This is a genomic window from Trichocoleus sp. FACHB-6 (assembly GCF_014695815.1).
In the GTDB taxonomy this organism is placed as follows: Bacteria; Cyanobacteriota; Cyanobacteriia; order Cyanobacteriales; family FACHB-T130; genus Funiculus; species Funiculus sociatus.
In genome coordinates this window covers 1-20,216 of record NZ_JACJOY010000063.1, presented here as the reverse complement: position 1 = coordinate 20,216, position 20,216 = coordinate 1, and the positions used below count along the sequence as shown (strand labels likewise).

The following is a 20,216-nucleotide window of genomic DNA, read 5'->3' as shown; positions in this document are numbered from 1 at the left end:
GGGGATTTTTCATCATTGGACTGCTTTTTCAGCGATAGAATTGCTTTTACTCCACTTTTTAAGCAATTTTATTGCTTGGAGCCTCTCTTAAAAAGGATATTTAACGGTATCTCCACATTGCTCAATCCTCTCCAATTTATCGGAGGTTGGGGGTTCGCCTCGTGAAATCGCACGCAACTCAACTGTCTTGACTTCTATTCCAATTAACAATGGCAATTTACTCCCGCTCCTCTGATTTTATTTAAACTTAATAATTCCATTTGCGGAGTTTCTTCTAATCGCATTGAAGTAGCCCTAGGACACTCCCATAAAAAATAATTTAATGGGAAATAGTGCATAAGTAAAATTACCAATTGGGCTGCCAAAGAATTGGAATGAGAATATCCCAATACCATCACTGGCAGCAGCGACGACAATCAAAGAAGAAATAAACCGAGGAAAAATTAAAATGTCTGAAACAAAACCAAATCGTTTAGTTCCTATTGTTGTTGGTACTGCCGTTTTAATTGCAGGTGGCGTAGGTGGCTATCTTTACCTCAAAGGTGGTTTGGGTGGCGATGCGACGAGTCCTCTGGGGAGTGCCAAAGTGGTGCCAGATGAAGCATTAATGGCAGGTTTTGTCTCCACAGATCCGAAAGCTTGGGCGCAATTGGAACAGTTCGGCACCCCGGAAGCCCAAAAGTTAGTTGCCAAAGGTTTAAACAATTTCAACAAAGATATGTTGACTGAATCCAACGTCTCTTATGAGAAAGACATTAAGCCTTGGCTAGGTAGCGTGATGTTTGCTGTGCTGCCATCGTCTCCAGTAAAACCTGTACAAGCTACGCCACAATCCACACAGGAACCGAATGTTTTGATGGTTGTCGGTATCAAGGATAAAATTAGCGCCTTGAATTTCGCCAAGAAGGTGAAAAAAGCTGGAAGCAAGGAAATTGACTACAAAGGTATCAAAATAACCGAAGATCAAGGGAAATCTAGCAAAACTTATACAGCGGTTTTAAATAACCATTTAGTGTTGTCTGACCAAAGAAAAACTGTAGAATTAGCGATTGATACCTTCAAAGGTCAGCCTTCATTTGCTGGTAAAGAAGGTGCAGCCAATATTCTCTCGAAGAGTACAAACGTACAGAACTCCTTAGCTCAATTTTATGTGCCTGATTACGGCAATATGGTAGAGGAATTGTTGGCAACCAATCCTAATGCAACGCCATTACCTCCAGAAACAATAAAGCAGCTGAAAGCATTGAAGTCAATGGTTATCGGTGTTGGGGTCGATAATGCGGGTATACGCATGAAGGCGATTGGTAAGATAGACCCGACAGCGGTTGTGCAAGCAGAGTATAAACCCAATGCTGGCAATGTGGTGTCTCAATTTCCTGCTGATACTATTGCCTTGATCAGCGGCGGTGGTATCAGCCGTACTTGGGATGCGGTAGTTGAACAGTCGAAAAAAGATCCCGAAGCCCAGAAAGCATTTGAACAAACACGCCTACAACTAAAGGAAAGCCTGAATCTTGACCTAGATAAAGATATCTTTGGTTGGATGGATGGTGAATTTGCTATGGCTGCAATTCCATCTAGTCAAGGTATTTTAGCGCCAGTTGGCTTTGGTGGAGCTTTGGTGTTTCAAACAAGCGATCGCAAAACCGCTGAAAATACCTTCAGTAAACTTGATGCACTTGCTAAAGGTAACTCAATCACGGTAGCCCAAAGAAATGTTAAAGGTAAAGCTGTCACTGAATGGCAGATACCACAACAAGGTGCATTTTTGGGACGTGGTTGGATAGATGAAAACACCATGTTCATCGCTATCGGTGGCCCCATCGCTGATGTGATCGCCACCAAACCCAGCCAGACTTTGGACAATAGCCCATCGTTTAAAGCCGCCACAGCGTCGTTGCACAAGCCAAATGCAGGCTACTTTTACCTAGATATGGACAAAACCATGTCTCTAGTAAATCGCCAGCTACCTGCTTCCCAAAAGAATGCGATCGCGCCAGAAACAGCCGCTGTTCTCAATTCCATTCGGGGTGTCGGTCTAACTGCTACTCAGTCTGACAAAACAACTGCTGAAATTGAGGTGTTACTAGCCCTAAAGCAGAAAACTGGGAATTAGTCAATAGTTATTGGTCATTAGTCAGCAGTCAGGGAAGAGTTGGAAAGTTGGAAGGAAAATCCCTAGCCACCGTTTCAACCTTCAAACGTTGCAACGCTAACAGACAACAAACAATAAACTAATAACTAATGGCTAATAACTAGGGACTAATGACTACTGCTGTAAAAACTGCTCCCGGAATATCTTCGCGCTTGGTGAATGGGTTGCTGGCGATCAAGCCGTTAGCCAATCTTGCCAAGCATCAGGCGCGAACTATGATGATTAAACGCGCCGAGAGAATTGGAGTACCTTGGACAAAGCAAGTAAAGGAACTATCGCAACTCGACTGGGGAACTGGGTTAGAGAAAGTACAAAACCCAGAGCTAGTTTACCCAGAATACTATGTGCGATCGTTTCATGCCTACGAAAGCGGTAATTTAAGCTGGGAGGCTGCTTGGGAGGTAGAAGTCGCCGCTTATGCCGTTCATGCTGGTGTTTGGAAAGATGCTGGTAGCCAGGGAGATGCTAGACTTCGCCAAAGTTTCTTCGATATTCTCACTAGCCAAATTTCCACCCAGCCGCAAGATATTTTAGACTTGGGGTGCAGTGTCGGGATGAGTACCTTTGCCCTGCAAGATGCCTATCCCCAGGCAAAAATCACTGGCTTAGACTTGTCTCCCTACTTTCTGGCAGTTGCCCAATACCAATCGCAACAGCGTCAGAAATCAATTCAGTGGGTTCACGCAGCTGCTGAATCTACAGGATTGCCAGATGCTTCGTTTGATTTAGTTTCCATCTTTCTGATGTGCCATGAGTTGCCTCAATCGGCAACAATGCAAATTTTGAGAGAAGCCCGGCGCGTACTGCGTCCCGGTGGCCATTTGGCAATTATGGATATGAACCCAAAGTCGGAAATTTACATCAAGATGCCACCGTATATCTTGACATTGCTCAAGAGTACCGAGCCTTACCTGGATGAATATTTTGCCTTAGATATTGAACAGGCGCTAGTAGAGGCAGGATTCAAAGTACCCACTATTACTTTCAATACTCCTCGCCACCGCACGGTAATCTCACAAAAGTAATACTGTCGCTTTCGTGACGAGAGGGCTACAAAAAATTTTCTAACTCGTTTAGGACTATAGCAGTCCTAAACGAGTTGTGAGCCAGCCCTTCAGATGCCCGACTTCTTAGAGAAGTCGGGCATCTCGCCTTCACGAATTGTTTAAGGCTGCTACATGGGTTTGGACTTCGGGGATCGCAGTTTCTCGGTAAATCGATAAAGTCGAGCTTAGGATAGATTGCCTAAGCTGAGGAAAAAAGCAGAATATGGTGACTGCGTAAACCTATAGAACAGTGCTTGAGTGCAATTGAAGTGCATCTGAAATTGTCTCAAGGAGCGCAGAGATTTAGATATCATGCGATCGCTTATGCAAAAAGTTCTTTGGTTACTGGCAGCACTTTCCCTGGTCGGAGCTATTGGTCAACAACCAGCGCGCTCGCAATCTATTATCCCAGCTACTGACGGCACTGCTACCGTCATCACCCCTAACGGTAATCTTATCAACATTAGCGGCGGAAATCTATCCGGAGATGGAGTAAATCTCTTTCATAGTTTCACCGAATTTGGTATCCGCCCTAATGAGATAGCTAACTTTCTTTCTAACCCAAATATTGAGAACATACTCTCCCGTGTAACTGGGGGCAAAGCCTCAATAATTAACGGTTTAATTCAGGTTACTGGTGGCAACTCGAACCTATTTTTACTCAACCCATCGGGCATTATCTTTGGCCCAAAAGCTATTCTTAACGTACCGGGTGACTTCACCGCTACCACCGCCAACGGTATTGGTTTTAATCAAAATTGGTTTAGTGCTATTGGTACAAATAATTATGCGGCTCTAGTAGGCAATCCCACCAGCTTTGCCTTTACGATAAATCAGCCGGGGGCAATTATTAATGCAGGTTCTCTAGCAGTTGGTGCAGGACAAAATTTAACTTTGTTAGGCGGCACTGTCATCAGTACAGGAAAACTTGTTGCCCCTGGGGGTAATATTATCGTGGCGGCGGTGCCGGGTGAGAGTACGGTGCGCGTGAGTCAGCCGGGAAATCTGCTGAGTATAGAGGTGGGAACTGGGGACGGGGGACTAGCGACTGGAATTAAACCCCTCTCTCTTCCCCAGTTATTGACAGGCGGGAAATTGAGGAATGCGACTGGAATAACAGTTAATAGCGATCGCATACAATTAACCGGATCTGGGTTGCCAGTAGCAGCTGGAGATGTGGTAGCGCGGGAGGTGACGGCGGGAGCAGCGACACTCTCGGCACGCAATTTGACGCTGGTAGAAAGTCAACTCTACACTACTGGAAACTTGAATCTGCAAGCCACAGAGACAGTGCGAGTCCGGGACAGCGTGGAAAAAAGCTTTGTTGCCCAAGCTGGAGGCAATTTATACATTCAAGGCAATCAAAGCATCGATATTCTGGCGCTAAATCACCCAAAAACGCCCTTTACCAGTGGTGGAAATCTCAGTTTAATTAGCGATGGCAATATTTCTGGGGATGCTCACTTTAGCAGTGGCGGCGACTTTTCGATTCGCAACACACTGGGAAACCCTGGAAAATTTGTCAGTCTCTATGACCCGATTATTAGCTCAGTAGGGGATGTTAACTTTGGCGATTATACGGGAGTTTCGCTGAAAATAGAGGCAAAAGGCAATATCACAGCTGGCAATATTGTCATTACGGGAGCAGATACATCACTCATTGTTGGTCAAGACCCAGATATTCCCATTTTGAGCAGCACTCCCGCCTTAATTTTAAGAGCAGGCGTTACCAATCTGGAAAATCCGCCCAACTTCGGCTCAAGCTCCTACTCTATTACAAACCTCGGCACGCTTCCAGGCGGTAACTTAAGTAACGCCTATGACATCAACAATAATGGTCAAGTGGTGGGTGTTTCCAACATCGCTAATGGAAACTCTAGCGGTGTAGTGTGGGAAAACGGCGCTATCCAAAACCTCGGAACTCTCCCCGATAATGACTTCAGCAGCGCCAACGCTATCAATGATGCTGGTGTGGCGGTTGGTAATTCAGGCACTTTTAGCGGCAACTTAAATGCTGTAGTGTGGCAAAACGGCGCTATTCAAAACATAGGCAATAACTCTCTTCAAGCCAACGATATCAACAATCTCGCTCAGGTGGTTGGGATTACTAACTTAAACGGTAATAATCAGGCTTTTTTGTGGCAAAACGGGGCTATCCAAAACCTCGGAACCCTCCCCGGCAATGACTTCAGCAGAGCCAACGCCATCAACAACAATGGTCAAATTGTCGGCAGTTCAGGCACAGTTAGCAACGGTTCTCAAGCTGTGCTGTGGCAAAATGGCGTTATTCAAAACTTGGGTACGCTTCCAGGCGGTAATTTCAGCAACGCCTATGGCATTAATGATGCGGGTTTTGCGGTCGGGGATTCGCAGACGGCAAACGGCAACTCTCAAGCTGTGCTGTGGCGAAATGGCGCGATCGCACTCGGAACTCTACCAGGCGATAACTTCAGCCGCGCTAACGACATCAACAACATCGGTCAAGTTGTCGGTAGTTCGGAAGGTGCGAACCAGAACACTCGTGCTTTTCTCTGGCAAAACGGCATAATTTCAGACCTGAATAACTTGATTTCTCCCAGTTCTGGCTGGGATTTTCTGCAAACTGCCGCAGCTGTCAATGATGTTGGGCAAATCGTGGGAACTGGTTTCATCGGCGGACAAAGCCGTGCTTTTCTGTTGACACCGCTTACTTCTAGTTCTGTAGCAAGTCCGGGAAGCATTACGGTAGGAAATATTTTCACCCCAGGGGGGCCAGTTATTTTGTCAGCGACAAGCGATATTAATCAGCTTGGTGAAATTAACTCCAATGGTGGGGAGATTAGCCTTACTACTAGCAACGGCAACATCACTGCGGGAATAATTAATTCTAGTTCTACGGAGAATGGTGGTGCTGTCACCTTGAAGACTCCTAATGATATTCAAGTTAACTATATAAATGCCCAAGGTGGCGTTTCTGGCACAGGTGGTAGAGTTGACATTACCACTGATAACTTTTTTCGGGCGATCGCTACTTTTCCGAACCAAAATGCGATCGCTGCCAGCATTTCTACAGTTGGTGGACTAAATGGTAATCAGGTAACTATCCAACATGGCGGCGGAGCCAAGAGTATTCCTTTTGTAGTCGGCGATGCTACTGTGAATGGTACTGCTGGTGCAATTACTACTGGCAGCAGACTTGTAGATAATGCGATCGCGCCGCAGCGTTCTTTTGCAAGTAGCTTCACTCAAGGCAATATCCAAATCATTACTCAAAACTCGCCATTACCAGACCCAAATCAACCGCCATCAGATCCCAATCAACCGCCATCAGATCCCAATCCACCGCCATCAGATCCCAATCCACCGCCACCAAATCCAAATCAACTAAGTGAAAATTCCGCACCACCACAGGCATATCCAATTTCCCAGAGTGCGATCGCTTATAGTGTTCCTAACGTTGAAGTAGACGCGGTGGTAGCTGGACTTGAAAATTACTTTACCAACCAAGTTGAACAATATCTGGGTACAACAACCGATACTGCGCCGATAAATTTGGCACAAGCCCGCAACGTACTCCAACAAACTGAAACAGCAACAGGTGTGAAACCAGCACTTATATATGTAGTTTTTGTGCCACCATTGCTGAAACCAGAAACAGGGGAAAATAGGAGCAATTCCCAATTCCCAATTCCCAATTCTCCAGCCTCAAATTCTAGCGACCAACTCGAACTGGTAGTAGTCACCGCCAAGGGTGAAATAGTTCGCAAACGAGTAGAAGCGAGTACACGAGGCGCATACGCTACGCGATCGCAAGTTCTCAAAGTTGCTGACGACTTCCGCAACCAAATCTCCAGCCCCAGAAATACTCGGAGTTACCTCGCCCCAGCCCAGCAACTCCATCAATGGCTAGTAGCACCCATCAAAGAAGATTTACAAAACCTGGGCATCCAGAATCTTGTATTTATCATGGACACCGGCTTGCGTTCCTTGCCCTTAGCCGCCCTTCACGATGGCGAAAAATTCTTGGTAGAACGCTACAGTGTAGGACTAATGCCAAGTCTCAGCCTCACCGATACCCGCAGCAGCGACATCAAAGAATCCCAAATTTTAGCGATGGGGGCATCGCAATTTACCAATCTGCAACCCTTACCAGCAGTGCCAGTAGAATTATCTTTAATTACCCAGTATCTGTGGGAAGGGAAATATTTTCTTAACGAAGCTTTTACCCTGAAAAATCTCAAAGCGCAACGTCAGCAGAACCCCTCTGGAATTATCCACCTTGCCACTCATGCAGAATTTAAGCCTGGTGAACCCAGTAAATCTTATATTCAGTTGTGGGATACTCAGCTGCGACTCAACCAGTTGCGCCAACTAGAGTGGAATAACCCGCCAGTGCAATTATTGGTGCTAAGTGCCTGTCGCACAGCGTTAGGGAATGAACAAGCAGAATTAGGTTTTGCTGGGTTGGCTGTGCAGGCGGGTGTCCAATCGGCGTTGGCAAGTCTGTGGTACGTTTCCGATGAGGCGACCCTGGTACTGATGAGTGAGTTTTACCAGCAGTTGAAGAAAGCCCCCATCAAAGCCGAGGCGTTGCGACAAGCGCAGATAGCAATGTTGCGGGGAGAGGTAGAAATTAAGGGAGGTCAATTGCATACTTCGGCTGGAGATATACCAATGCCTCCCAACTTCGCCAACCAGGGAGATAAAAACTTTACTCATCCCTTTTACTGGGCAGCTTTCACAATGATTGGCAGTCCTTGGTAGGGGCGAATGCTTCGCCCCTACGACCCGCAAAAATCTTTGTGTCTATTCTATTGTCTATGAGGATGCGATCGCTTTTTTTGCTTTCTTCCCACCTTGATTTTGCCGACGGCGCAGAATTTCTGCTAACGGTAAAATACCCAATATTGCTAACGAACTTGGTTCGGGAACTGCTTGATTTGGATTTCCAGCCACACGGTTGCGGACAGCAACAGCAGTATCTGGGAAATCGCTAAACAAGCCATCAAGGCCAAGTTTCAAGAACTTTTCGTACTCCAGTTCTGGGTTTCCGTTGTATTCTGGAGCCAGGAAAAAGTCCTCATTGCGGAAAGTGTAGGCATGAACAAGCAAACCCGCCGCGTGAGCATCATCAATCAGCGTGGTAGGTTCTTTTAATGGCCTGTCAGCATCGCTGATCACACCATCCCCATTCAGATCGTCAGCTTTACCATCCCCATCGCGATCCACAGTTGCAGAAGGTATAATTAACCCTTTTGAAGGGCCAATCCCTTGTGCATATTCGGCAATACCTGCTAATCCTGTAGAAGTTACCAAGTCGCCATAAGTCCGAGAGTCCCCACTGACAACAAAATCATACGGCTGAGAGCCACTTCCACCAAACAACTGAACCAGAGAGACATTCGTTAAGGTGTTCAGTCGTTGTAGGTTTGCAACTTCAAAAGACTGAATGAAAACCGCATCGTCAGCATCAGTGTACCCGTTAGCCGTGAGGATTTCTACTAAAGGTTCTTCCAGCGATAAACCCACAGAATTAAAGTAGGTGGGGTGCTTGGTTTCCGGGTAAATACCAATGGTGCGACCAGTTTCCGCACTTTTGCGCTTGGCTAGGTCAATAACCTCTTGCAGAGTAGGAACTTCGTATAAACCGTCATAAGCTGTACTACGCAGCTGGGGAAGACGCTCTTTGGCGCGGAGAGTTTTGATTTCTGCTAGAGTGAAGTCTTCGGTAAACCAGCCTTCTACTTCTGCCCCATCAATAATTTTAGTGGTGTAACGGTCAGCAAATTCTGGACGACTGGAAACATCGGTGGTTCCAGAAATTTCGTTTTCATGACGAGCAATCAGAACGCCGTCTTTAGTTGAAACTACGTCTGGTTCAATATAGTCAGCCCCCATGTCAATTGCTAACTCATAAGCAGCCAGCGTATGCTCTGGGCGATAGCCACTGGCTCCCCGGTGTCCAATTACAATCGGGGGTGCGCCCGTTAAAGTTGCGGCTGCTGCTTCACCAACAGGTACAAGTGCCAAAGCTGCCGTTGCTAATAATACCAACTTCAAAGAACGAAACATAATTTCAGCTAAGTAAATGAATATGCCTAAGTGAATATACAGGTATGACATTAAGCTTAGAGAGCAATTTAGGTTAATTTAAGTATAAATACGGATTAAAATTTGCTCCTCGTTCCCAGTTTCCGGCTGGGAACGAGAAACAGATAGGGGGTTTTGCTAGTTACACTAAAATCGAACGGCTATAAGTTTTTGGTGGGGATAGACTCCGTGGAACAGGTGACACAGGCAGTCAAACAACGGGTTCAGGAACTGCGGCAGCTGTTGCAGAATGCCAGCTTAGCTTACTATGTCCTTGATAATCCCATCATGGAGGATGCTGTCTACGATCAGTTGTATCGGGAACTGCAAGACTTAGAAAGCAAGTATCCCGGACTGATAACGTCCGATAGCCCTACCCAGCGCGTCGGAGAACGCCCAGCATCACAATTTACATCGGTAAGGCACAATATTCCCCTCTACAGCCTGGAAAATGCCTTCAATATGAAGGAATTTTCTAAATGGCAGGAACGTTGGCAGCGCCACCGTCAAGAATCTCCTCTTGCTCAGGGAGGGTTAGGCGAGATTGAATATGTGTGTGAGCTGAAAATTGACGGTTCTGCTATAGCTTTGACTTATGAAAATGGGATTCTGGTGAGGGGAGCAACTAGGGGTGATGGTGTCGCTGGTGAAGATATTACCCAAAATGTGCGGACGATTCGTTCGATTCCGTTACGGTTGAATCTAGACAATCCTCCTGGTCGCGTTGAGGTGCGCGGTGAGGCGTTTTTAGGGTTGGAGGTGTTTAAACAAATCAATCAGGAACGCTCCTCTGCTGGCGAGTCCCTATTCGCCAATCCCCGCAATGCGGCGGCTGGCACTTTGCGGCAGTTAGACTCGCGAATTGTGGCGCAGAGACGGCTGGATTTCTTTGCCTATACTTTGCAAATTCCCGGTAAGGATGATGCTGAGGTTGCTAAAACGCAGTGGGAATCGCTGGAATTGTTGCAAGAGATGGGTTTCCGGGTGAATCCGAATCGGAAACTCTGCCGCTCTTTAGAGGATGTGCAGGCTTATTATGAATACTGGGATACAGAACGGCTGAATTTGCCCTACATGACTGATGGGGTGGTGGTGAAGCTGAATTCGATTCTGCTTCAGGAGCAGCTAGGATTTACGCAGAAGTTTCCCCGCTGGGCTGTGGCGCTGAAATATCCGGCTGAACAAGCTCCGACGCGGGTGGAAAATATTTCCGTGAATGTGGGACGGACGGGGGCGCTGACACCACTGGCGGAGTTGCAGCCTGTGCAATTGGCTGGGACTACCGTACAAAGAGCTACGTTACACAATAGCGATTATGTGCGATCGCTTGATATCCGCATTGGCGATACAGTAATTATCCACAAGGCGGGCGAAATTATACCAGAAGTGGTGCGTGTTTTGCAAGAACTTCGCCCATCTGGTACGCAACCTTTCCAAATGCCTACCTGTTGCCCAGTGTGCAATCAGCCAGTAGTAAAACCACAAGATGAGGCGGTGACGCGCTGCGTGAATGCGTCTTGCCCAGCTATCTTAAAAGGGGCGCTGGTTCACTGGGCGAGTCGCAACGCGATGGATATCAACGGCTTGGGCGAAAAGCTGATGCACCAGTTGGTTGATAAAGGTTTGGTGGATTCGGTTGCTGACTTGTACGATTTAACGGTTGACAGGTTGGCATCTTTGGAACGGATGGGCAAGAAGTTAGCCGAGAAGTTGGTGGATGCGATCGCGCACTCAAAAACTCAACCTTGGTCTAGAGTATTATATGGTTTGGGAATCCGTCACGTCGGTAGCGTGAATGCTCAGACTTTAACTCAAAAATTCACCACAGTTGAGCAGCTTTCTTCTGCATCAGCAACCAATATTGAAGCAGTTTACGGCATTGGCCCCGAAATTGCCCAAGCTGTTTATCAGTGGTTCCGAGTTCCTGCGAATCAGGCTTTGATTGACAGACTCAAGGCATCTGGGTTACAACTCGCCAATCAGGAGGCGGGGAAAATGCCCACTCCACAAGAAAATCTGTTTTTACAGGGCAAAATCTTTGTGATTACTGGCACTTTACCCACGCTGAAGCGAGATGAGGCGAAAGCACTCATAGAAAAAGCTGGAGGGAAAGTGACAAATTCTGTCAGCGCCAAAACTGACTACTTACTTGTCGGGGAAGACGCAGGTTCTAAGTTGGAAAAAGCTCAAGAATTGGGAATCACCCAGTTGAGTGAAGCCCAATTGCTAGAAATAGTCGAAGATTAGATGTCATCAGCAAACACACAATGGAAAGAGTAGGGAGCGTGCGCTTTTATTGCGTAACGCTCCTTTTCCTTGAAAGTACCCGGCAGACTTTAGTCGTCAGGCTTATTTTACCAAAAATCGGATTAATCCCAATGCAACTTCATTCTAGTTCCGGTAGATGGCGCTTAGGACTAGCGTTATCGCTTGTGACTGTATTCCTATGGGGAATTCTACCTATTGCTCTGACGGTGACGCTGCAAGCGTTGGATGTTTACACCGTCACTTGGTTTCGCTTTCTGGTATCTTTTGGATTGTTAGCGATTTATTTAGCGGCACGGAAACAATTACCATCAGTAGAAAAACTGAAAACAACGCCTATAGGATTGTTAGCGATCGCTATCTTATTTTTAGCAGCTAATTACATCCTTTTTCTACAAGGTTTGCAGCTAACTTCGCCAGCTAATACCCAAGTTCTCATTCAAATGGCTCCCGTGCTTATGGGTTTGGGCGGCTTAGCTATTTTTAAAGAACGCTATACTTTGCGTCAATGGATAGGTTTAGCTGTACTAACTCTAGGATTCGCGCTGTTCTTTCACGAGCAATTAACTAACTTAATTACAGCCCAGGGCAAATATTTAATTGGCTGTGGCTTAATTGTGCTGGCAGCTATAACTTGGGCTATTTATGCTTTAGCTCAAAAACAGCTTTTGCAAAAATTGCCTTCTTCTAACATTATGCTGCTAATCTATGGCGGCTGTGCAATTTTGTTTACTCCGTTTATCACACCGCAACCGATTCTTACACTGAATCCCTTACATTTAGGAATGCTACTTTTTTGTGCTTTGAATACTGTTATTGCTTACGGTGCTTTTGCCGAATCTTTGGAACACTGGGAAGCATCGCGAGTAAGTGCCGTTTTAGCTATTACTCCTATTGTAACTTTGATATCTGTGTCCGCTGTAGCGGTTTTTTTACCTAGTTTAATCGCCCCGGAAAAACTCACAATATTGGGGATTTTTGGAGCAATTTCAGTAGTATCTGGCTCAATAGCGATCGCGTTGGGAAAATCGCGTTAATCTTAGAATATTATCCGACCTGAAAAGACTCCTCAAAAGTCTTAGGTTCTAGAAGAGATTTTCCCTTTTCTAAAGTGTATTGGCTTTTCATTCTGTTTCTTCCTCTTCCTCTCTGCTAATTTCCTCTAGTTACTGAATTGCATTGTTAACATCATTGCCTGATATAGCAATCCTATTTAAGTTGTAATTCAGCGGTTAAGATACTCGACTTCTTAGAGAAGTCGGGTATCTAGCTTTCACGAATCATTTAGGACTGCTATAAATTGGCTCAAGTAGTAGAGAATAAAACCCTATTGCATCTCCTAGGGTTTAATTAGACGCCTATTTCGTGCTGCATGGCGATACTCAGCCATCAATTTTTCTCGCTGTTGATATGGATAATACATCATGGCAACTAAGGATAAACTGGTTCCTAGTAGGGATGAAAACAAAAAGAAATTGAGGAACCCTACACTGAATCCCGTGCCTAAGCTCATGCCTAAACCTGTTATCAAAAGTGCGCTACTAACAGCAATCTTTTCAGTAAATCCTCTCTCCTTATAATTCTTAATTACCGCCCCATTTACAAATCCAATCACTAGACCTGCCAAGGTTCCTAAGGCAGCAATAGCCGCTGGTAAGAACCCGGATGATAACAAAACAACTAACATTGTCAAAGTTGTCAACCAAGCTGCAATCTTGATGCCTATTACAGTTCTGATTCCAACCGCAGCAAGTAGAGTTCCGGCTAAAAACCAAGCCACAAATACCGCTATTACTCCAAGTTGAAAAATTGCTACAGATGGCCAAGAGGCAAATTTGAATAGGACTGCTACCATCCAAGCGATCGCACCTGTCCAAAACCCAGTCATTGCCAAAGCAATTACTAACAGCAAAACCATTGAAATATAAGGCGGCTTTGGAGTTTCAAGCAGAGTTGTGCGAACTGTAATCGTGAGCGGGTAAGTTTCTGGGGAACAATTAGTGTGTAATAAAATCTGACGGCTGTAGGTTTTATCTGCCATCAACTTATTAGTATTTACGGTAATTTTGCAATCAGCATGATTACTCTTAAATACACTTGGTTCAAAAGAAATCCAAGCATGAGAATTGGAATAGCGCGGATCACTTTCGTGGGGTGCAACTTCCCAAGTACCTTCAAGCAGTGTATCTGGCACGGAGTTATTAACACTAACGGTTTTAGTTAATTTTTCGCCTAGTTGTGTTGTTTTTAATTCCAAAGCCAGTTGGCTAAATTTAACTTCCGGTAAGCGATTAACATAAATCGGCTTGAGAGCTTCCAAAGCAGCCGTAGCATTGGGGAAACGGTCTTTTGCTTTGGGTTCGACCATTTTTGAGAGCCAGTCCACAAAGCGCAGACTCAGCTTAGGAAGCAGCGGCTTGAAATTAAGCCGACCATCTTCATCAAATAAGGTGTCAATTGCTGTTGATTTTGTCCCAGTTAACAAGCAAATGAGTGTTGCGCCTAAACCATATAAATCGGTCGCTTCGTTTAGCTGGCGGTTGTATATCTGTTCGGGTGCCATAAACCCAAATGTCCCGGCGGCGACGCTGCTCATTGCCATTTCCCCACTGCCAATTCGAGCTAAGCCAAAATCCACCAGATAAACATTTAGTTGCTCGTCCACGAGGATATTTTCAGGTTTAATATCCCGGTGAATTACAGATGGAATCCGATTTTGTAAATAAATAAGAATTTCTAGGACAGAAACAGCAATTTTTTGGATGTCATCCGGGTCAAAACTGCGCGGAGCGGATAAAGGCAGGGCATCTTTATACTCCTGTACCATGCAGAAACCAGATGGGGTTTCAAAGGAATCGAGATAACGGGGAATTCCCGGATGATCGAGTCCTCGCAAGACTTGAATTTCGCGCTCGTAAGCTTTAAAACCCGACCATTCAGACCCAACTTGGGCAAATAGAAATCGCTTCAGGATGACTAACTGCTCTGTGACGTTATCCTTTGCCAGATAAGTGATGCGACCCCCGGCGCGATTGCGCCCAAGTTCTCGAAGGGTCTGATAGCGGGGACGGCGACTTAAAGTGTGTGAGGAGTTGCTCATGACGGCAAACAATGCAGGTAGATGGCGTCTATTCTAGGCGATCGCTATCCTTCCTTTCTTTTCCTTCGCGCTGTATAAAAAAGACAGGGCAGTATAATCGCCTAAATTAAATAATTATGGTTTAATTAAGTGTTGCTCAGATTTGCGATATTGTGCAATGAGTCTGCGTCGCTGCAAAGGTGGATAGAGCATCATTCCAGCTAAGGGTAAACCAGTCCCCAATACTGCTGCTAACGCAAATAGATTCGAGGCTCCTAACTTCATCCCAACTCCCAGGCTACTTCCCAACCCTATTGTCAGAATCAATATAGCAATACTAGCTACTTTGCTAAATCCTTTATTCTTTATTTCAGCTTGTATTTTCTTGGCTGTATATACAAGATAAGCCCCAACCCAAGCCAAAGCATAAAAAATCAGACAAACGACATAAAAGCATACTATAATCACAACACTAAAAAGGATAACCTGCCACAAAACCAAACACAGAATAATACCTCCAAGTCCAGGCGGTGGCTCTAACTTAGGTGCAAACGGAAAATGCTTCCACAAGTTCTCAACTACACCTCCAAATACAGCCTCAAGCAAGGCTCCGCCAAAGACTATGAGCATTAAAACAGCGCTAAATTCAGGCGGTAAAAGCCAAATTTGTGAAACAAGCCAAACCGAGCTGAAACAAATCCCACCTAGCAGAGCCAGGGACAAATAGGGCAGTTTCCTAGTTGCAATTGGAATACCATCTGTCTGAACTTGAATGGTTAGAGAGTAAGTTTCTGTTGCGGAATTTGTGTGCAATAAAATCTGGCGTTCATAGCTTGTAGCTGCCATCAACTTACTCGTATCCACGGTAATTCTGCACTCAGCACAATTACTTGCAAACCTTGCTGGCGCAAATTTAATCCAAGCATGGTCATCTGGCATATGCGGTGGGTCGCTGGGATGCGGTGCCACTTCCCATTTGCCCTCTAGAACCGTCTCTGGGATAGGGTTATTTACCGTGATAGTTTGAGTTACCCTTTTACCAAGTTTGGATGCCTTAAACTCCAACCTAGATTGACTCAACTGAACTTCCGGTATGCGATTAACATAAATCGGCTGGAGTGCTTCTAGGGCAGCAGCAGCATTGGCATAGCGGTTTTTAGGATTAGGCTGCACCAGCTTTTCTAACCAGTCAACAAAGCGCAGACTGAGCTTAGGAACTAGCCGCTTAAAGTTAATTCGATTATCTTCATCAATTAAGGTGTCAATTGCCGTTGATTTTGTCCCCGTCAGCAAGCCAATCAGAGTCATTCCGAGACTGTACAAATCGGTTGCTTCGGTTAGTTGGCGATTGTATAATTGTTCTGGTGGCATGAAGCCTAGCGTACCTAATGCTACGCTGCTCATCGTTATTTCTCCAGCACCAATTCTGGCAAAGCCAAAATCGACAAGATAAACATTCAATTCCTTGTCAACTAAAATATTTTCTGGTTTAATATCCCTGTGAATTACAGGAGGAATGCGATTTTGCAAATATACCAAAATTTCTAATAGAGAAATAGCAATTTGCTTAATTTCATCTGGACAAAAACTGCGCGGTACAGCTAAAGACTGGGCATCTTTGTATTCCTGCACCATGCAGAAGCCATCGCCAGTTTCAAAAGAATCCAGATAGCAAGGAATACCAGGATAATTCAGCCCTTGTAAAACTTGAATCTCGCGCTGATATGCCTTAAAACCAGACCAATTAGAGGCAGATTTAGCAAACTGAAACTGTTTAATAACTACTGGCTGCTGAATCCTGGTATCAGTTGCCAAATAAGTGATGCGACCACCAGTATAATTGTGACCAAGTTCTCGGATAACTTGATAGCCGTGGCTAAAAAAATCAGGAAAGTTGCTCATGGTCATAAAGATAAGGGTAGATGACGATCAATTTTATGCGATCGCCCTCCTTTCCCTCCTCTTCCTCAGCGCCTCAAACCTCCACCAACTCTAACTCCTCAACCTCTTGCGAACCTGTAGAATTAGCCAATCGTTCAATCGCCCGATCGATTGTCTCCAAACCCTGCTGAAGATTTTCTATCACGCTAAGATGTCCGCGCAGCTCAGCAGCACCAGCAAAACCTTTGGCATACCAAGTCATATGTTTGCGAGCTTGTCTGATACCGCGATCGCCTTTATATTCCCACAAAGCTTGCAAATGTTCTTTTGCACATTCCAGCCGTTGTATCGGCGTTGGTGGCGTCTTTTCTTGCCCAGTTTTCAAGAAATAATCAATTTCCCCTACCAAAAAGGGATAACCCAGAGTTCCCCGCGAACACATCACCCCATCCGCGCCGGTTTGTTCCAAACACTTCACCGCCGCCTCTACGGAAAACATATCGCCATTGGCAATTACTGGAATCGACAGAATTTCCTTCACTTTACCAATCCACTCCCACTTAGCAGGGCCAGTGTAACCTTGGGAACGGGTGCGACCGTGTACCGTAATCATTTGCGCCCCCGCATCTTCCATGCGCTTAGCAAAGTCCAGAATATTGATTTCCTTATCTGTCCAACCGATGCGGGTTTTCACCGTCACCGGCACATTTACCGCCTTCACGACCGCCCGAACAATTGCCTCAGCGACCTCCGGTTGCCGTAACAAAGAAGAACCGCCACCATTTTTAGTAATTTTATTAACTGGACAACCCATATTAATATCAACTGTATCCGCCCCTTCTTTCACAGCCATTACAGCTGCTTCCGCCAAGAAATCTGGGCGACAATCAAACAACTGAATACTAATGGGTCGTTCGTTGGGGTCTACTTCCATAATTTTAGGAAGTTCTTTCACATAGTGCAGCCCTGTGGCATTTACCATCTCGGTGTACATCATCGAGTCTGGTGCATAACGACGCACCAAACGCCGAAACACTAGATCAGTCACCCCAGAGAGAGGCGACTGTAAGACGCGGCTTTTTACTTCAAAAGAGCCAATTTTGAGAGGAGTGGAGAGTCTAGATTTTAAGCTGGGAGATAGGGAAATCATAAACCTTATCAGGCAAACGAGGCTTTTTTATGGTAGCCGTTTCTCAGCACCTCTCACGTCCTCTGTTCCCTTCGCCTTATGCAGCATCTTTGCAGTTAAACCCCTCCAAGACGGCAAATACAACAGATTTATTACGGGTTGCACCCCTACCGAGAGCCAAAGATTTCCTTAGAGTAGACACAGTGATAGCAATCAGCAGCAGATAGGTGGATGAAGGAAGGAAAATGGCTTCGCAAGTTTAACCGTCCCAAACTAGGTTCGGAAAACCCCCCTTCATCGAGTAGCAACTCGCGCTCAGTATATATAACAGTACGCACTCGGCGATCAGACTAAACGTTTGCTGGTTCAACTTGTACTTTTGTATTCCCAGTTTTGCAGTTTTGTAGTTATAGGAACCGAGAGAAACCCTTATGCCGAAAGTTGTTGGAATTGACTTAGGTACGACAAACTCCTGCGTAGCAGTAATGGAAGGTGGTAAACCCACGGTAATTGCTAACGCAGAAGGTTTTCGCACCACACCATCGGTAGTAGCATTTGCCAAAAATGGCGATCGCTTAGTCGGACAAATCGCCAAACGCCAATCGGTGATGAACCCCGAAAACACCTTCTACTCGGTGAAGCGCTTCATGGGGCGTAAATTTGAAGAAATTACCCACGAAGCCACGGAAGTTTCTTACAAAGTGCTGCGCGACAGCAACGGTAACGTTAAGTTAGACTGTCCCGCACAAAGTAAGCAGTTTGCACCAGAAGAAATTTCTGCTCAAGTGCTTCGCAAACTGGTAGATGATGCCAGCAAGTACCTGGGAGAAACCGTTACCCAAGCTGTAATCACCGTACCCGCCTACTTCAACGACTCCCAGCGCCAAGCCACCAAAGATGCTGGTAAGATTGCCGGGATTGAAGTAATGCGGATTATCAACGAGCCTACCGCCGCTTCTTTGGCTTACGGTTTTGATAAAAAGAGCAACGAAACCATTCTGGTATTTGACCTTGGTGGCGGTACCTTTGACGTGTCCATCCTAGAAGTTGGCGATGGCGTATTTGAAGTATTAGCAACCTCTGGTGACACTCACCTGGGTGGTGACGACTTCGACAAGAAAATCGTTGACTTCTTAGCTGAAGAATTCAGGAAAGCCGAAGGTATTGACCTCCGCAAAGACCGTCAAGCCCTCCAGCGCCTGACTGAAGCTGCTGAAAAAGCCAAAATTGAACTGTCAAGCGTCACCCAAGCAGAAATCAACCTGCCCTTCATCACTGCGACCCAGGATGGCCCGAAGCACCTGGATATGACGCTGACTCGCGCTCAGTTTGAAGGACTCTGCTCCGACTTGATCGATCGCTGCGGCGTTCCGGTACAGAACGCTCTGCGTGATGCCAAGTTAGATAAAGCTGCGATCAATGAAGTTGTGTTGGTTGGTGGTTCCACCCGGATTCCCGCAGTACAAGAATTGGTAAAGCGGATTTTGGGCAAAGACCCGAACCAAAGCGTTAACCCGGATGAAGTGGTAGCCGTAGGTGCTGCAATTCAAGCTGGTGTGCTTTCGGGTGAAGTAACCAACATCTTGCTGCTTGACGTTTCCCCCCTATCTTTGGGTGTGGAAACCCTTGGTGGTGTGATGACCAAGATTATCCCCCGCAACACCACGATTCCCACCAAAAAGTCTGAAGTGTTCTCTACTGCTGTAGATAATCAGACCAACGTGGAAATCAAGATTCTGCAAGGCGAACGGGAGATGGCGGCGAACAACAAGGAGTTGGGTATCTTCCGTCTAGATGGTATTCCTTTGGCTCCTCGTGGAATGCCACAAATTGAAGTTACCTTCGATATCGATGCCAACGGTATCCTGAATGTAACTGCTAAGGATCGCGGTACTGGCAAAGAGCAATCGATTAGCATCAGTGGTGCTTCGACTCTGCCACAAAACGAAGTTGAGCGGATGGTTAAGGAAGCCGAACAAAATGCGGCAACTGACCGGGAGCGTCGTGAGAAGATTGACCGTAAGAACCAAGCTGACTCCCTCGTTTACCAAGCTGAGAAGCAAATGGCTGACTTGGGTGACAAGGTTCCCTCTGCTGACAAGACTAAGGTAGATGGATTGGTCAAAGATTTGCGCGAAGCGATCGCTCAGGAAGACGACGACCGCATCAAGTCCCTCACCACTGACTTGCAACAAACTCTCTACACCATCGGTAGCAACATCTATCAGCAAGCTGGCGGCGCAACCCCAGGCGATGGCACTGGCGATCCCACTGGCGGCGGTTCCACTCCGCCTTCCGGTAGTTCACCAGATGATGTGATTGACGCTGATTTCACTGAATCCAAATAATTAGCTGTAAGGGTGGGGAAACCCCACCCTTACTAAAAAACAAAGGTTGATGAGCGCTTAAAAGCACTTCATCAATCTTTTTTTTTACGCAAAAGAACGCAGAGTTAAAACTTCCTCTGCGTTCCTGTACATATAGCTGTATTCATGCTTGTTAGGACGCTGCCTGCTTGAGAACGGATTCCATCGCCTCTCGTAAACTTGAGGATTGGGGTAACAACTTGCGAACGCGGCTTTTCAACCATGC

The 20,216-nt window shown here is 45.9% G+C and carries 11 protein-coding genes; 7 read left to right on the top strand and 4 right to left on the bottom strand.

Going from position 1 to position 20,216, the window contains the following annotated elements; translation table 11 throughout:
- Positions 1–448 precede the first annotated feature (448 nt).
- The 3 genes from H6F66_RS12040 to H6F66_RS12030 all read left to right on the top strand — a co-directional run bounded on the left by H6F66_RS12040 (position 449) and on the right by H6F66_RS12030 (position 7,944).
- The gene (locus tag H6F66_RS12040) at positions 449–2,116 is read left to right on the top strand and encodes a DUF3352 domain-containing protein (protein ID WP_190421467.1); all 1,668 of its coding nucleotides are present in this window, start codon (positions 449–451) and stop codon (positions 2,114–2,116) included.
- Between the two features lie 149 nt (positions 2,117–2,265).
- Positions 2,266–3,180, top strand: a complete 915-nt coding sequence (locus H6F66_RS12035) for a class I SAM-dependent methyltransferase (RefSeq protein ID WP_190421465.1) — start codon at positions 2,266–2,268, stop codon at positions 3,178–3,180.
- A 345-nt stretch (positions 3,181–3,525) separates the two neighbouring features.
- Positions 3,526–7,944: a CHAT domain-containing protein gene (locus tag H6F66_RS12030; RefSeq protein WP_199295509.1), complete on the top strand. Its 4,419-nt coding sequence runs from the start codon at positions 3,526–3,528 to the stop codon at positions 7,942–7,944.
- A gap of 54 nt (positions 7,945–7,998) precedes the next feature.
- Here the strand turns inward: H6F66_RS12030 and H6F66_RS12025 are convergent, their stop codons facing one another.
- Positions 7,999–9,252 carry a glycerophosphodiester phosphodiesterase gene (locus H6F66_RS12025; protein WP_190421460.1) on the bottom strand — a complete coding sequence of 418 codons (1,254 nt, stop codon included), beginning with the start codon at positions 9,250–9,252 and terminating at the stop codon, positions 7,999–8,001.
- A 207-nt stretch (positions 9,253–9,459) separates the two neighbouring features.
- Here H6F66_RS12025 and ligA point away from each other — a divergent pair, with 207 nt between their 5' ends.
- Together ligA and H6F66_RS12015 are read left to right on the top strand one after the other, a co-directional pair.
- Positions 9,460–11,517: an NAD-dependent DNA ligase LigA gene (ligA, locus tag H6F66_RS12020; protein ID WP_190421502.1), complete on the top strand. Its 2,058-nt coding sequence runs from the start codon at positions 9,460–9,462 to the stop codon at positions 11,515–11,517.
- Positions 11,518–11,648: 131 nt separating this feature from the next.
- On the top strand, positions 11,649–12,572 hold the full coding sequence (locus H6F66_RS12015; protein WP_190421458.1) for a DMT family transporter: 924 nt from the start codon (positions 11,649–11,651) through the stop codon (positions 12,570–12,572).
- A gap of 302 nt (positions 12,573–12,874) precedes the next feature.
- On the opposite strand, the gene H6F66_RS12010 is transcribed toward H6F66_RS12015, so the two are convergent.
- The 3 genes from H6F66_RS12010 to dusB form a co-directional block, all read right to left on the bottom strand.
- Positions 12,875–14,635, bottom strand: a complete 1,761-nt coding sequence (locus H6F66_RS12010; protein WP_190421457.1) for a serine/threonine-protein kinase — start codon at positions 14,633–14,635, stop codon at positions 12,875–12,877.
- A 114-nt stretch (positions 14,636–14,749) separates the two neighbouring features.
- Entirely contained in the window at positions 14,750–16,516 is a 1,767-nt protein-coding gene (locus H6F66_RS12005) for a serine/threonine-protein kinase (protein WP_190421455.1), read from the bottom strand.
- Between the two features lie 73 nt (positions 16,517–16,589).
- The gene (gene dusB, locus H6F66_RS12000; protein WP_190421451.1) at positions 16,590–17,645 is read right to left on the bottom strand and encodes a tRNA dihydrouridine synthase DusB; all 1,056 of its coding nucleotides are present in this window, start codon (positions 17,643–17,645) and stop codon (positions 16,590–16,592) included.
- Positions 17,646–17,674: 29 nt separating this feature from the next.
- Between dusB and H6F66_RS11995 the strand changes: the two genes are divergently transcribed.
- Together H6F66_RS11995 and dnaK are read left to right on the top strand one after the other, a co-directional pair.
- The gene (locus tag H6F66_RS11995; protein ID WP_190421450.1) at positions 17,675–17,851 is read left to right on the top strand and encodes a hypothetical protein; all 177 of its coding nucleotides are present in this window, start codon (positions 17,675–17,677) and stop codon (positions 17,849–17,851) included.
- Positions 17,852–18,055: 204 nt separating this feature from the next.
- On the top strand, positions 18,056–19,972 hold the full coding sequence (dnaK, locus tag H6F66_RS11990; RefSeq protein WP_190421448.1) for a molecular chaperone DnaK: 1,917 nt from the start codon (positions 18,056–18,058) through the stop codon (positions 19,970–19,972).
- Positions 19,973–20,216: the final 244 nt, after the last annotated feature.